Source organism: Antarctobacter heliothermus (assembly GCF_900188425.1).
Lineage (GTDB): Bacteria > Pseudomonadota > Alphaproteobacteria > Rhodobacterales > Rhodobacteraceae > Antarctobacter > Antarctobacter heliothermus.
Genome location: NZ_FZON01000012.1, coordinates 78373 through 91874 on the forward strand (window position 1 = coordinate 78373; position 13502 = coordinate 91874).

The following is a 13502-nucleotide window of genomic DNA, read 5'->3' on the forward strand; positions in this document are numbered from 1 at the left end:
GGACATGACTGACAGGGTCGTCCTTATCCTGACCTGTGTCGGGCTGGCCGTCTTGGTCAACGCACTGGCCTTTGTCCTGTTCGGTCTGGACAAGCGGCGCGCGCGCCGGGGCGTCTGGCGCGTGCCAGAACGCAATCTGCTGATCCTTGCCGCGCTGGGCGGCTCTGTCGGCGCCAAGCTGGGCCAGCGTGTCTTTCGTCACAAGACAAGCAAGCAGCCGTTTGCCGGGACTTTGAACGCGATCTGCCTGATGCAGGCCGTGGCCGTCGTGGCCATGGTGATCCCCGCCAGCCGACAGTGGATCTTGTCCGGGCTGACGGGTGTTTCTGGCTGACCCGGAGGCACTGGGTACGGGGCGCAGCGGAACCGCGCCCCGACGGTTTCAGGTCAGGTGTTCGTTGAAAAACGCGATGGTCCGATCCCACGCCAGCTCTGCTGCCGCCTCATCGTATCGCGGGGTGCTGTCGTTGTGGAATCCGTGGTTCACGCCGGGGTAGATATGCGCGGTGTAGGTCTTGCCGTGCTCTTTCAGCGCGGCCTCATAGGCAGGCCAGCCTTCGTTGATACGCTCATCCAGTTCCGCGTATTGCAGCAGCAGGGGCGCCTGGATTTTCGGCACGTCCTCGACGCTGGCCTGTCGGCCATAGAACGGGACAGAGGCCCCCAGTTCCGGGTAGGCCACCGCCAGCGCATTGCACACGCCGCCGCCATAGCAAAAGCCGACGCAGCCGACCTTGCCTGTGGTTTCCGCGTGATCCGCGAGGAACTCATAGGCGGCGAAGAAATCGTTCATCAGTTTGACGCCATCGACGGTCTGCTGCAGGTCGCGCCCGTCCGCGTCGTTGCCGGGATAGCCGCCGACACTGGTCAACCCGTCCGGGGCCAATGCGATGAACCCGGCCTTGGCGGCGCGGCGTGCCACGTCCTCGATGTAGGGGTTCAGGCCGCGGTTCTCATGCACAACCACCACCGCAGGCAGCGGGCCATTGGCATTTGCAGGCCGCACCAGATAGCCGCGCACGCTGCCGTGGCCGTTGGGCGAGGGGTATTCGATGTAGTCCGCCGTGATATCGGGATCGTTGAAACTGACCTGCTCGGCCATGGCGTAGTTTGGTGACAGCATGTTCAGCAGTGCAAGCGCGGTCAGACCGCCGACGGCAAATTTGCCCGCCTTGTCCAGAAATTCGCGCTTTGTGATGCGTCCATGCGCGTAAAAATCGTACAGATCCAGAAGGTCCTGATCGAAATCAGCCGCGGTCATGCGGCGTTGCGGGGTCTGGTCGTTCATCAATAGGCTCCCTGAGGTCCGCCCGGGCCCGTTGCGGCGCCAGCGTTCGGATGTAATTAGCTTAACTGTGATTTCAGGTGAGGGAAGAGCGTGCCGAATAACGTTTTCATGATCAGCACGCGTGGGCCGGGCCTGTATGAGGTCACGGGACAGGTTGCCGACTGGGTGGCGCAGTCCGGGTTGTCGGACGGCCTGTGCACGCTGTTCCTGCGCCACACCTCGGCCAGTCTGGTTATTCAGGAAAACGCCGACCCGGACGTGCGCCGCGATCTGGAGGCGTTTTTTGCCCGTCTGGTGCCGGATGCGGATGCCCCACAGATGGCCTATCTGACCCACCGGTATGAGGGGCCTGACGACATGCCCGCCCATATCAAGGCGGCGCTGTTGCCGGTCAGCCTGTCGATCCCGCTGGTGGACGGGCGGCTGGGACTGGGCACATGGCAGGGCATTTACCTGTTCGAACACCGCAGCGCGCCGCACCGCCGTGAGGTGGTGTGCCATCTGTCCGGGTGAGGAATTCCGCCATTGTTCCGCCCCGCCGGGCTGATAGGGTCGGTGCGATAACTGCCAAGTTTTTCAAACCGTTTGTCTCGGGAATGAACACATGTCACGCATGACCAAAGGTCGGGCGTTTTTCGCCGTTGGTCTCCTGCTCGTCGCGGGCGGAGCGGGGGCGGTGATCGGCCTGCCGGAATACCTCGCCCGCCAGAGCGGCGTGGCCTCGACCTGCCTGGACGTGGAAGACCGCAAGCGGTTCTGCCGCTTTATCGGCGGCCCGCTGCAGATGGCCGGTGAACCCGTGTTCATGGAGAATTTCCACCACGCCTTTTTGCCAACCCTGGCCAAGATCGATTTCATCGACGCCACGGGCGACAAGTGGACCGCGCCGCCCAATACCCTGACCGACGGGGCGACGATCCCGGTTATCTTTGCGCCCCTGATCGGCGACCGGCAAAGCCGCGAATACCTGATGGCGGCGGCCCTGCACGATGCCTATTGCGGTGTCGGGAATGACGGTTTGGCCACCTTCCGCACCCGGTCATGGCGTGAGGTGCATCGCATGTTCTTTGAGGCGCTTTTGGTCAACGGCACGCCGCCGAAAAAGGCCAAGATCATGTATGCCGCTGTCTTTCTCGGCGGTCCGCGTTGGGATGAACCGGACAGGATGCTGGATCATTTGCCAGAGGCGGTCTTGCGGCAGGAAATGGAATGGTGTCTGAAATGGATCGAATTGACCGATCCCACGCCGGATGAAATCGAACAATGGATGGAAGAGCGGGAAAAGGCGCTTTTGTCAGGAGAGCCGCAGGTCATTCCCGACTATCTCCGTGATGCCAAGGACCCGAGAAACCTGTGACCAAAGCCTTTGACGCCGCCGATGCCTGGATCGCGGACCATGCCGGGGATCTCTCGGACTGGTGCGCGCAGATCTTTGACTATGCGGAACCCGCGTGGCGCGAATACCGATCAGCGGCATGGTACGTCGACCGGCTGCGCGCCGAGGGGTTCGAGGTAGAGGCAGAATCTGCCGGGATGCCGACGGCGTTTTGCGCCCGCTGGCAGCAGGGAGAGGGGCCTGTGGTCGGCATGTATGCCGAATACGACGCCGTCCCGGCCAACTGTCAGGCGCCCGTGCCGTTTGAGGCCCCGCGCGCCGGGCTGGGTCCGCTTGCTGCCGGCCACACCGATCCGCATTCCGCACTGGGCATGGGCGCGCTGGCGGGCGTGCTGGCCACCAAGGCGGCGATGCAGGCGCAGGGCATTCCCGGCGGGCTGCAGATCACCGGCGAACCTGCGGAAAAGGTCCGTGGCTCCAAACCGATCCATGCCGCCGCCGGGTATTATGACGGGTTGGCGGCGATGCTGTCGTGGCACCCGTTCTACATGCTGCCGCTGTGCAACACCGTGCGCTGGGACACCCATTGCGGCGCGGCCTACAGCTTTGTGTATCGGTTCAGGTGCGCCGCGCCACAGGCCTGGATGCAGGGCGGGGAGGGCGCGCCGCCGATCCCGCAAAGCCACTCTGACGTGCGTGCGCCGGGGGCCAATGACGCGCTGATCACCCTGTACCAGCTGGGGCGGTCCCTGCGGGAGTCCATGTTGCCCCATCGCGGCGGCTGGTCCGTGTCAGAGGCGATCCTGTCCACCGGGCAGGCCAGCGCCGACAATCTGCCCGCGCGGCAGGCCGATCTGCAATACATGATCCGGGTGCCGGATCTGGACATGGCCGAACAGATCACCGCGCAACTGGACCGGCTGGCCGAGCATGTGGCTTTGATCACCGGCTGCACGGTCGAAAAGATCTGGGTCAGCAAATCCCGCCCCGGACTGCCCAATCATGCGTTGGCCTCTATTGCCTGGGAGGCGCTCCAGCAGGTCGGCGCGCCGGTTTATGATGCCCAAGCGCTGGATCTGGCCCGTCAGGTGCAGGCGGCGTGTGGGCAAGAGCCCACCGACGATCCGTTGATCCCGGAATGCACCCGTCTGATTGCACCGCAAGAGGCAGAGGCGATCCTGCGCCGCGATCTGCCGCCCGGTCAGCGCAACAGCACCTCGGACGACTATACGGACATGTGCTGGCACGCCCCCACGGCGCGGATCTACATCGCGCGCCCCGCACTGCGCGGCGGGCCGTATCCGCCTTGGGCGATGAATGCGATGGGGGGCATTCCCGCGTTGATTGACCCGACCGTGGCAACGGCAGGTCGCGTACTGGCGCGCACCGCGTTGCAATTGCTCACCGATTCCGGCGCACGCGACGCCGCAGCGGAGGAGTTCGCGCGCCGCCGCGCCGAAAATCCGATCCCGCCCTTGGCGGATTACCCGCCCCCCGTGGATTTGCCCTGGCCGGAATATGTCACCACTGTCCGCGGTCGGCACTGGCATATTCCGGGCTGAGCCTGCCTTATCTAGCGGCGTCAATTCCCCTCTACCCAAATTCTGGCGGCTCCCCTATAGTGACTGTGGATAAGTGGGGGCCAACCCCATGACCAGAGGCAGGATCATCAAGTAAAAACGAGGGGATGGGCCTATGCGCTGCCCGTTTTGCGGAAATATCGACACCCAGGTAAAGGACTCTCGCCCGGCCGAGGACCATGTTTCGATCCGTCGACGCCGGTTCTGTCCGGCTTGCGGCGGACGGTTCACCACCTACGAACGCGTGCAGTTGCGCGACCTTGTCGTCATCAAGACCAGCGGGCGGCGTGAGGATTTTGACCGGGACAAGCTGGAGCGGTCCATTCGCATGGCGTTGCAGAAACGCCCGCTGGACCCGGAACGCATTGACCAGATGATCTCTGGCATCGTGCGGCGGCTGGAAAGCATGGGTGAGACGGACATCCCGTCCAAGATGATCGGTGAGATTGTCATGGAAACGCTGTCGCGGATCGACACCGTAGCCTATGTCCGCTTTGCCAGCGTCTACAAGAACTTTCAGGCCGCAGACGATTTTGACAAGTTCGTCAGTGAGTTGCGTCCCGAAGGTCAGGCGGAAAAGTGACATCCGACGACCGGCGCCACATGGCCCATGCCCTTGGGCTGGGTCGGCGCGGCATGGGACAGTGCTGGCCGAACCCGGCGGTTGGCTGCGTCATCGTCCGTGACGGTCGCGTGGTCGGTCGTGGGTGGACCCAGCCGGGCGGGCGTCCGCACGCCGAAACCGTGGCGCTGGAGCAGGCCGGACAGGCCGCGCGCGGTGCCACGGCCTATGTCACGCTTGAGCCTTGCGCACATCACGGCCAGACGCCGCCCTGCTGTCAGGCCCTGGCGGCGGCCGGTATCGCGCGCGTGGTCGCCCCCATCGCCGACAGCGACCCCAGGGTCGACGGGCAAGGTTTTGACTATCTTCGGAAAAACGGGGTCGAGGTCACAACCGGCATCGGCGCCGAGCAGGCGCTGCATGATCATGCCGGGTTCTTTCTGCGGGTTTCGCAGGGGCGGCCTTGGGTCACGCTGAAACTGGCCATGACATTGGACGGGCGGATTGCCACGGCCACCGGGGAAAGCCAGTGGATCACCGGTCCCGCTGCACGTCGCGCGGTGCACGGGCTGCGCGCCAGCCATGACGCGGTCATGGTCGGGGCCGGAACGGCGCGGGCCGATGATCCGCAATTGACGGTGCGCGGCTTTGGGCCGCGCCGTCAGCCAGTGCGCATTGTCGTGTCGCGCCTGATCGACGTACCCTTGATGAGTTATCTGGCCCAAAGCGCCAGAGATGTGCCGTTGTGGTTCTGTCACGGCCCGGAGGCGCGCAGCGAGCTGCGCTCTGCCTGGGACGGGATCGGCGCGCGGCTCTTGCCTTGCCAGATCGCCGGTGGACGCATTGATCCTCTGGCGATGCTGCGCACCCTTGGGGCCGAGGGGCTGACGCGGGTGTTTTGTGAGGGCGGCGGGCAATTGGCCGGGTCCTTGCTGATGCACGATCTCGTGGATGAGTTGCACGTCTTTTCCGCCGGGATGGCGCTGGGGGCCGAAGGCCATCCGGGGATTGGCGCACTTGGGGTTGACCGCCTGGACGACGCGCCTCGGTTTCAGCTTGTGGATGTAATGTCGCAGGGGGCGGATATCCATCACGTTTGGCGTCGGCGGCGGGAAGGGTAAACCGGAACGTTAACAAATGGTTAACACGCTCACTTGCGCGGTTTACTTTGCGTCAGCCACCTGTGGATATGTCTGGAAATAACTTTTATATCAGATTGATGGACCAATTGGCTGCCATGCGACGTTAATGACGCCACAGGTGGGCCCGACTGGCCAGTGCGCCTTGTAGTTTTGCCAGCCCCCGATTGAAGGGGCCTGGTGACGGAATCCTGCCGGATTTCAGGCGGCTGACGACGGTTTCGACGGAACAGGGTGAAGTTGTCGCCGGGTCGAAATAGCGTGGATAGTCAATCAGGGTGGCGTGGGCCAATGCGTCCAGCGTTGGGCGAGGGCCATGCAACCTGCGGGCGGGCACCGGGCCCAGATCGCGCGTCAGGCCCCAGCCCGCGTAAAACGGTGCGCCCAGCGTCACCACACGGCACCCGCGCATCAAGGCCTCGAACCCGGTGAGCGAGGTCATCGTCCAAACCTCGTCGACATCCCGCAACAGCGCGCCGATATCGCAGTTGTCCAGCACGGCATCAGCCCAGCGGTCGGGATGATCGACCTTGCCGGACCGCAATCCGGCTTCGACGTCGGGATGAGGTTTCCACAAGATCACGGAGTCGGGGTTTTCGGCACGGACACGGGCCAGCAGGTCCGCGTTTCGGCGCATGTTCGGGCTGCCGGTGAGGATCGAAGCGTCATCCTCGACCTGTCCGGGGACAAGGATCCGATGACCCGGAGGAAGCAGTGGCGCCTTTCCCGAAAGATTGTATTTGGATAAGCCATCGGCCACCAGACGGCGAGTGAGGCTGTGGATACGTTCGGTTTGGTCTGGTCTCATCTTCAGTGCGCGCCGCTGAATCCATGCCTCCAGCGCGGACGAGCGGGTCGGATCGTAGTAAATTCCGGCGTCATCCAGCACCAGAGAGAGGGGCGGCACCAGATCTGCGCCCAAACCGCGCGATCTGAGGAATCCATCCTCCACCCGGACCGTTTCGCCCTGCGCCTTGCCCGCCCAACACATCTGTTGCCGACCCTCGGCGCGCGCGATGTCCCCAGCTTTCTCCACATCATCTTCAAAGCGCAGGCGCTTTTCCTGACCAAAGAATTTTTGCAACGGCGCTCTTTTCCACAGGCGCATCCCCGTGGCGACCCAGCCGCAACGGTCCTCGCGCCAGGCGCGCGCACAGGCCTCCAGCGTGCCGAGAACCGTTTCGATTTCGCATAGCCTGTCGTCATGCGGATCGTACCAGCGCGGATAGAGGATCATCGAGCCCGCGCACAGTTGCGCCCGGGTCAGGGGACGTGTCCGACGCGCGATCACGTCCTCATCTTCGGTCAGCCCCCATCCCGCGTAGAACGGCAGGCCAAAGACGCGCGGACGGTGCCCGGCCAGGATCGCCTCGAACCCCATCTGAGAGGAGACAGTATAGACCGCTGTCGCGCCCTCCAGCAGCATCCAGGGGGAGGCGGGCCCGTCATAGAGCGACACGGTCTCGCCTGTGTCGGCATCGGTGAAATGGCCCTCACGATAGCCTGCGCCGGTTTCCGGGTGCGTTTTCAACACGATCTGCGCGCCGGGGTTTTCCTCGCGCGCGACAAAGAGCATCTCCAGAAACCGCGACCGATCGGCACCGCTGGCCCGGACAGAGGCATCGCCGCGGGTCTGGTCGATGACCAGCACATAGCCCGGTTCCGGTAGGTTCACATCCAGCCGGGTGGCTGAATATTTGCTCAGATGCGCCTCTTGCATCCGTGCCGCGACGCCGCGCGCCCGGTCCAGCAACGCGGTGTCATCCAGAGGATGGGTGTTCAGCAGGGTTTCAAGGTCCGAGGGCGCGCGCCCGTCGAAATGCACGCCCGCATGGTCGATCAACAGCCCCATTGGCGGCTCTCCGGCGCGGCCCGGGTGCAGAGAACGCAGAAAGGCATCTTCGACCCGCACCAGTTCCGCGTCGGTCTTTTCGGCCATCGCCTTGCCCCGGTGCGCATAGGGGGATTGCCCCCAAACACCGACCAGATCCGCCGGTCTGGGCCGTCCGAGGGACACGCGGTAGCCCGCCAGTGACAGGATGCGGCGCAGCCTGCGCTGCCACAGAAAACCGCCGTTATAGACAAAAAAACGCCGGGGGTGTTGGCCCCCGGCGGTGTGTGTCTGTTCAACCGATCCCGGCAAGGGAGGTCAGCCCCCGGACAGCGCGTCGGCGGCAGAGGTGACCGTGCTCACGGCGCCCAAGGTGCCGGTAAACGAGGCGATCACCTTGTTCCACTGGGTAAAGGGCGCTTCGGTCACATACAGCGTGTCCTGATCGCGGATGATGAAATCGCGCGCCATGAACATGCCGTTCGGCTCTGTCAGGTCCAGAACGTAGACCATGCGCTGTGCGCCGATCAGATCGTCGCGGCCCAGAACCTGGTTGGCGACCTCTGCCGGTTCATTGCGCAGCACAAAGACGCCGGTCGGGTCCGCAGAGGCAGACAGCAACCCGCCAACCTGTGCGATGGCCTCAACCGCCGAGATCACTTGCGTTTCAAACGGCACGCGGGCCTGTGTGCCGGTCGCGCCCAATGCGGTGAAGGATCTTGTGTCCTCTTCGACCAGTACCCGGTCGCCGCCGCGCAGGGCGATGTCGAACTTGGGGTTCTCGTAAAGGTCCTGGAACCAGATCTTGCCCTTGTGGTCACCGCGCAGGACGGTCACCTGGGCGATTTCCGGCGCGATGGTGATGCCACCTGCGCGCGCCAGCATCGACGACAGCGTGCGGGTGGGCCGTTCGATGGCAAAGACGCCCTGACTGCCGACTGCACCGACCAGGCTCACGGTCGAGCCGTCACCGGCCAGGCGCCGCACCTCGACCTGCGGGTCAGGTGTCTGGTCCTCGAGACGTTCGGTGATGATCTGGCGGATGCGTTCTGGCGTGTTGCCCGCCGCGCGGATGCGACCGGCGTAAGGCACAAAGACAAAGCCCGCGCCGTCCACCTGCACCTCTTCGAGGATCGTGGCATTGGCGGTTTCGGCTGCCAGCAGCCCGTCATCGACGTTTTCCCAGATCGTCAGGCCCAGCGTATCACCGGGACGGATCGTGTCCGACCCCAGCAGGCTGGCGTTCTTGAACGTGTCGGAAAAACCCAGCGAGGGCACCACGGCAGTGGCACGCGTCACGCGGTCGTTGACGGAAACGATAAAGGCATCGCCTTCGCGTTGTACGGAACCGGCAAAGATTTCACGCTTGTTCGGGCCAACGCGGGGTAGGCCGCAGGACGCCACAAGCGATACCGCGACCAGGAACGCGATTCCACGCGCCCACCGGGAAATGGGTTGTTTCACTGCTCGGTCTCCTCGACCTTGTTATTTTTGCCTCAGGTTTTTTTGTTTAAACTACGGGACTCCGGCGCAAAATGCCAGTCCAGCGTTCAGCCCGGCCTAGTGCACCACGCGCAACTGTTGCCGTGGGGCCGCGGTGCCACGGCTGAGCGCGTCATAGGGATCGTCCGGCGACAGCATCATATCGACCACCTGACGCAGCAATTGCCGCCGTCCGCGCGCGGAATAAAACCCGCCCGGAAGCTGTGAGGTTTCCAGCAGGTAGCGCCGATAATCCTTGTAGGCGCGGTTGTCCGGCCGGGTCGGCATGTCGAAGAAGTCCGGCAGCGACTGGGTCGAGACAAATTCGGGTTTGGCATAGACCGCGTCGCCAAAGACCTTGAGCGGGATTCCGCGCCACAGCACCTGTTGCGCTGCGGTGGAATTGACCGTGACCGCGCTGCGCGCATCGTTCAACAGCTGCGCCAGCTTGCCGCCGCGCACATAGTGCACCCGGTCAAGAACCCCGTGTTTGCGGGCCGATGCGGTCACGGACCGGCGCACGCGGGCGCGTCCATCCTCCAGCGGATGCGCCTTGAACACCAAGTGATGGTGGCCCGGCGCGCCCTCGGCAAAGCCCGCGATCACCAGATCGACAAAATCGGGCATCGTGTCAAAGGGCGAGTGTTTCTGAAAGCTGGAGTCATGTTCCAATTGCATCAGGGCAAGGTGGTAGGGAAACCCGCCCAGACGGATGCGCGCGGTCGATATGACCCGGTCCAGCCAGCTGGCGGGCATCAGGAACAGCCGCCGCAGGTACAACAGGAACTCCTGAAACACGCTAAGGGAGCGATGCGGTTGAAAATTGCGGTAGTCGCCGTTCCGAAACATCACGAACCAGTGGTACAGCGCGCCGTAAAAGATGTGTTGGCGCATGTCGCCCCAATGGGCCGGGGGCAGGGGGGCCTCCATGTCGGACAGCTCCAGCGCGCGGCGCATGTCCTCGACGCTCATCTGCATCAGCCGCGAATGGCCGTTGCTGCCGCCGCGTTCATAAGTGACCCAATAGGGCCGCATATAGCCTTCTTCGAAAACATGCACCGTCAGCCCGCGCGCCCTGGCCTGTTCCACCGCCTGCGCGTGGATCGGCCGGACGTCGCCGTACAGGACGATGTCAGTCACATGCCGCGCCTCGATCAGGTCGACAAACCAGGCGCACCAGTCGTCAGGCGTGCCGCGATAGGGCAGGTAGCTGCGCGAATGGAACCAGAATGCCCGGTCACCGGCATTGAACCCGACGCGCCAGACCTCTGCGCCGGTCTTGCGCAGCATGGTGCCAAGCCGGTTGAAGAATGGGCCGTGGGGTCCCTGCAAGAACAGAAAGACCCGTTTGTCGCCGGTTGCCTTGGTCATTGTGCCGCTTTATGTCGGGTGTCTGTAGATATCTTTACCGCGCGAGTTCGTCGAAAATAAGGCTCTGCGGCAGGGGAAAGGGCACATTCATGTTCACCGGCATCGTCACTGATCTTGGCACCGTCAGCACGCTGGACCATCGCGGCGACCTGCGGGCGCGGATCGCCACGTCTTATGACACCGCTGGCATCGACATGGGCGCGTCGATTGCCTGCAGCGGCGTCTGCCTGACCGTGGTGGGTCTGGGCGACGACTGGTTCGACGTCGATATCTCTGCCGAGACGGTTTCCAAGACCAATGTCGGCGACTGGGCCGAGGGCAAGCGGCTCAACCTTGAACGCGCCTTGCGGGTCGGGGACGAATTGGGCGGGCATATCGTGTCCGGCCATGTGGACGGCGTGGCCGAGGTGGTCGACATGGTGGATGAGGGTGACAGCACCCGCGTCACCTTTCGCGCGCCTGACGCGCTGGCGCGGTTCATCGCGCCCAAGGGGTCGGTGGCGCTGAATGGCACCTCGCTGACGGTGAATGAGGTCGATGGATGCGATTTTGGCATCAACTTCATCCCGCACACCAAATCCGTGACCACCTGGGGTGAGGTCGCCGTGGGCGACCGCATCAACCTCGAAATCGACACGCTGGCGCGCTATGTCGCGCGGCTGCAGGATTGGGCGTGATCCCGTGTCCGCGACTGTCCTGAGTGTGTCCGGGTGAAACGCCTGACGTCTTTCTCGCGCAGGTTGACCGGGATCAATGCACTGATCGACGGTTCCGGCAGATTTCTCCAAGGTTCGTAACGGCCCGTTTGGCAATCGGCCCACGGTGCTTGTCGCGACCAGACCGCGGTCGGGTCATGCGCGATCCGGTCCCGGACAGGGAGGAATGAAAATGGGTTGGACAATGAACGACACCTTTTATGTCGCCCCGGGTCAGACGATCAACATCTGGTTTGCGTGGGAGCGTCCGGGCAACCGGGGCGCGCAATGGGTCATGGGGCATCCCGAACCGGGCGAATACGGCACGCTGTCGACCGAACGGGTGGGCAAGAAGGCGCGCTGCACCATCGCTCAGGTCGCGGGCGGCAAGTATTCCTGCGGCGCGCCGTCCAGCGCCTATTGGGAATATTTCACGGACATTCGGAACTTCGACAGCAACGCGTGCAAGTTCAAGCTGGACGGTGGGGGTGTCTGAAATGACAGGGCAAATCAAGGTGCAGGTGATCGTTGATCGGGATGGCCGGGTTGTGGGCGCACGGTTTCGAGATGAGCGGGACAAGCCACAGGACAACGCCCCAACCGCCCGGCTGGAGCCTACGGAGGGCCAGCGCGCGCTGGAAATCGACCTTCCCGCCGAAGTGGTCGGGCTTCCCGGCCCGGATCTGCACAGGTTCTTTTCAGACCTGCGCGTTTCATGGCCGGCAGAGGTCGCTCTGCCCGAGATCAAGATTGATCGCGACAGGGCAAGGCCCCAAGACCCCGACGCGTGATTTGCCGCGCGGCGTGTCGGCGCAGGCAACGGATACACACATTCGTTGCGCTTTGGGTCTACCCAGCCTCAAAGCCCGAACCAGCGGCTCCGACGGTCGGCGTCAAAGGCGTCCTTGTGCGCCCGCGAGTCCAGTGACGGCGGCTGATATGTCGCCCGAAGCTTTGGTCCGGTCAGGAAATCGACATCGGCGCGGGCGATGCGGCCATCGCCGAATTCGATGTGACAGCTGCCGGTGCCCTTGTTGGTGTGCGCCTGGCCGCCTGTCACCTGCGCGATGATCGCGCTGGCCACCGCCTCGGCCTGACTTTCAGCAAAGGACCCGGCCTTGGGGTGGCCTGTCTTGGCCATGTCGCCGATGGCGTAGACGCACGGAATCGCGGTCGCCATCGTGGCAAGGTCGATCGGAACCCAATCGCCTTCGGCCAGCCCGCTGTCGCGGACCACCTGCGGCGCGCGGTGTTTGGGGACCCCAAGAAACAGCGCGTAGGGCAGGGCGCTGCCGTCATCCAGCAGGGCCACCTTTCGGTCCGGGTCCAGTGCCGTGACCGTGGTTTGCAGCATCACCCGGATGCCCGTTTCGGCAAAGGCCGCCATCATGGCTTTGGACATTTCGGCCGAGGCCGGCATCGGGCTCGACAAGGGCGAGACAAGCGTGATCTCGCAGGCCCCGCGCACCCCCCTTTCGCTCAGGTAATGGTGCAGGGTCAGGGCGCATTCGCTGGGACCGGGCGGGCATTTGTAGGGAAAGCCGCAGATCCCCACGATGGCCGGCCCGGCCGAGAAATCGGGCAGCACATCGCGCAGCAGGGTCGCGCCGGGAACCGAGTAGAACTCGTTCCCGCCCTCGGCCAGCCCCGGCGTCGCGGCGACGTCCAGATCGGCGCCCAGCGCCACGACAAGGAAATCCGCTGAATAGCTGCCGCCATCGGTTGTCACGCGCCGCGCCTGCGGGTCGATTGCGGTTATCGTTTCGCGCACCAGACGGACGCCGGGCGGGGCAAAGCGGCTGTAGGGCAGGCGCACCGCATCCAGAGGCTTTTTGCCGAACATCACATCCAGCTTGGAGTAGCCGAAAACGAAATGGTCGCCCTTGTCGATGACGGTGACGTCCGCGCCCTCTCCCAGGCTTTCCGACAGCAGGCTGGCCAACTCCATGCCGCCGAAACCGGCGCCAAGCACAAGAACCCTGGATTTCATTGTCGTCCTTTCGGATGTGTCCGACCCGGGCATGACCTGAAGGACGCAGGATTTGGCGCGATGAGGGCTCTGGTTTATCTGTCCGTCAGGCTACGCGCACCGGCCTCGTCGCGGCAAGCGGCGATGTCGGACGCCTGTCGCGCGGCGGGAGGGGGTATTGGTCAACAAAGGGTAAAAACGCCTCTGTAACCCCTTGATGACGCTCGGTCACAAATCTGTCCACGCGTG

The 13502-nt window shown here is 63.9% G+C and carries 14 protein-coding genes; 9 read left to right on the forward strand and 5 right to left on the reverse strand.

Translation table 11 applies throughout. The features are described 5' to 3' along the window. Positions 1-4 precede the first annotated feature (4 nt). On the forward strand, positions 5-334 hold the full coding sequence (locus CHB90_RS08650) for a DUF1294 domain-containing protein (protein ID WP_212591580.1): 330 nt from the start codon (positions 5-7) through the stop codon (positions 332-334). Positions 335-382: 48 nt separating this feature from the next. Here the strand turns inward: CHB90_RS08650 and yghX are convergent, their stop codons facing one another. Next, on the reverse strand, positions 383-1288 hold the full coding sequence (yghX, locus tag CHB90_RS08655) for a YghX family hydrolase (RefSeq protein WP_089277468.1): 906 nt from the start codon (positions 1286-1288) through the stop codon (positions 383-385). Positions 1289-1396: 108 nt separating this feature from the next. On the opposite strand from yghX, the gene CHB90_RS08660 reads away from it, so the two are divergent. The 5 genes from CHB90_RS08660 (at position 1397) to ribD (ending at position 5887) form a co-directional block, all read left to right on the forward strand. Beyond that, positions 1397-1801 (forward strand): secondary thiamine-phosphate synthase enzyme YjbQ, encoded by a 405-nt coding sequence (locus CHB90_RS08660; protein ID WP_089277469.1) that lies wholly within the window; start codon positions 1397-1399, stop codon positions 1799-1801. Positions 1802-1892: 91 nt separating this feature from the next. Then, positions 1893-2645 carry a DUF1353 domain-containing protein gene (locus CHB90_RS08665; protein ID WP_089277470.1) on the forward strand — a complete coding sequence of 251 codons (753 nt, stop codon included), beginning with the start codon at positions 1893-1895 and terminating at the stop codon, positions 2643-2645. Further along, positions 2642-4186 carry a zinc-binding metallopeptidase family protein gene (locus CHB90_RS08670; RefSeq protein ID WP_089277471.1) on the forward strand — a complete coding sequence of 515 codons (1545 nt, stop codon included), beginning with the start codon at positions 2642-2644 and terminating at the stop codon, positions 4184-4186. Before CHB90_RS08665 ends, CHB90_RS08670 begins: the two co-directional genes overlap by 4 nt. A 133-nt stretch (positions 4187-4319) precedes the next feature. After that, complete coding sequence (gene nrdR, locus CHB90_RS08675) at positions 4320-4787, forward strand: transcriptional regulator NrdR (RefSeq protein ID WP_089277472.1); 468 nt, start codon at positions 4320-4322, stop codon at positions 4785-4787. Then, positions 4784-5887, forward strand: a complete 1104-nt coding sequence (gene ribD, locus CHB90_RS08680; protein ID WP_281256091.1) for a bifunctional diaminohydroxyphosphoribosylaminopyrimidine deaminase/5-amino-6-(5-phosphoribosylamino)uracil reductase RibD — start codon at positions 4784-4786, stop codon at positions 5885-5887. The genes nrdR and ribD overlap by 4 nt, the downstream gene beginning before the upstream one ends. A gap of 124 nt (positions 5888-6011) precedes the next feature. Here the strand turns inward: ribD and CHB90_RS08685 are convergent, their stop codons facing one another. The 3 genes from CHB90_RS08685 to CHB90_RS08695 all read right to left on the reverse strand — a co-directional run bounded on the left by CHB90_RS08685 (position 6012) and on the right by CHB90_RS08695 (position 10589). Next, entirely contained in the window at positions 6012-8048 is a 2037-nt protein-coding gene (locus CHB90_RS08685) for a capsular polysaccharide biosynthesis protein (RefSeq protein ID WP_245823202.1), read from the reverse strand. A 6-nt stretch (positions 8049-8054) separates the two neighbouring features. Beyond that, entirely contained in the window at positions 8055-9200 is a 1146-nt protein-coding gene (locus CHB90_RS08690; protein WP_170941014.1) for a polysaccharide biosynthesis/export family protein, read from the reverse strand. A gap of 96 nt (positions 9201-9296) precedes the next feature. Beyond that, the gene (locus tag CHB90_RS08695; protein ID WP_089277474.1) at positions 9297-10589 is read right to left on the reverse strand and encodes a capsule biosynthesis protein; all 1293 of its coding nucleotides are present in this window, start codon (positions 10587-10589) and stop codon (positions 9297-9299) included. A gap of 89 nt (positions 10590-10678) precedes the next feature. On the opposite strand from CHB90_RS08695, the gene CHB90_RS08700 reads away from it, so the two are divergent. The 3 genes from CHB90_RS08700 (at position 10679) to CHB90_RS08710 (ending at position 12075) form a co-directional block, all read left to right on the forward strand. Further along, positions 10679-11266: a riboflavin synthase gene (locus CHB90_RS08700; RefSeq protein ID WP_089277475.1), complete on the forward strand. Its 588-nt coding sequence runs from the start codon at positions 10679-10681 to the stop codon at positions 11264-11266. Between the two features lie 211 nt (positions 11267-11477). Next, positions 11478-11780 (forward strand): hypothetical protein, encoded by a 303-nt coding sequence (locus CHB90_RS08705; protein WP_141135830.1) that lies wholly within the window; start codon positions 11478-11480, stop codon positions 11778-11780. Position 11781: 1 nt separating this feature from the next. Then, positions 11782-12075, forward strand: coding sequence for a hypothetical protein (locus CHB90_RS08710; RefSeq protein ID WP_089277477.1), 294 nt, complete (start codon positions 11782-11784; stop codon positions 12073-12075). Between the two features lie 68 nt (positions 12076-12143). On the opposite strand, the gene CHB90_RS08715 is transcribed toward CHB90_RS08710, so the two are convergent. Next, on the reverse strand, positions 12144-13274 hold the full coding sequence (locus CHB90_RS08715; RefSeq protein WP_089277478.1) for an NAD(P)/FAD-dependent oxidoreductase: 1131 nt from the start codon (positions 13272-13274) through the stop codon (positions 12144-12146). Positions 13275-13502: the final 228 nt, after the last annotated feature.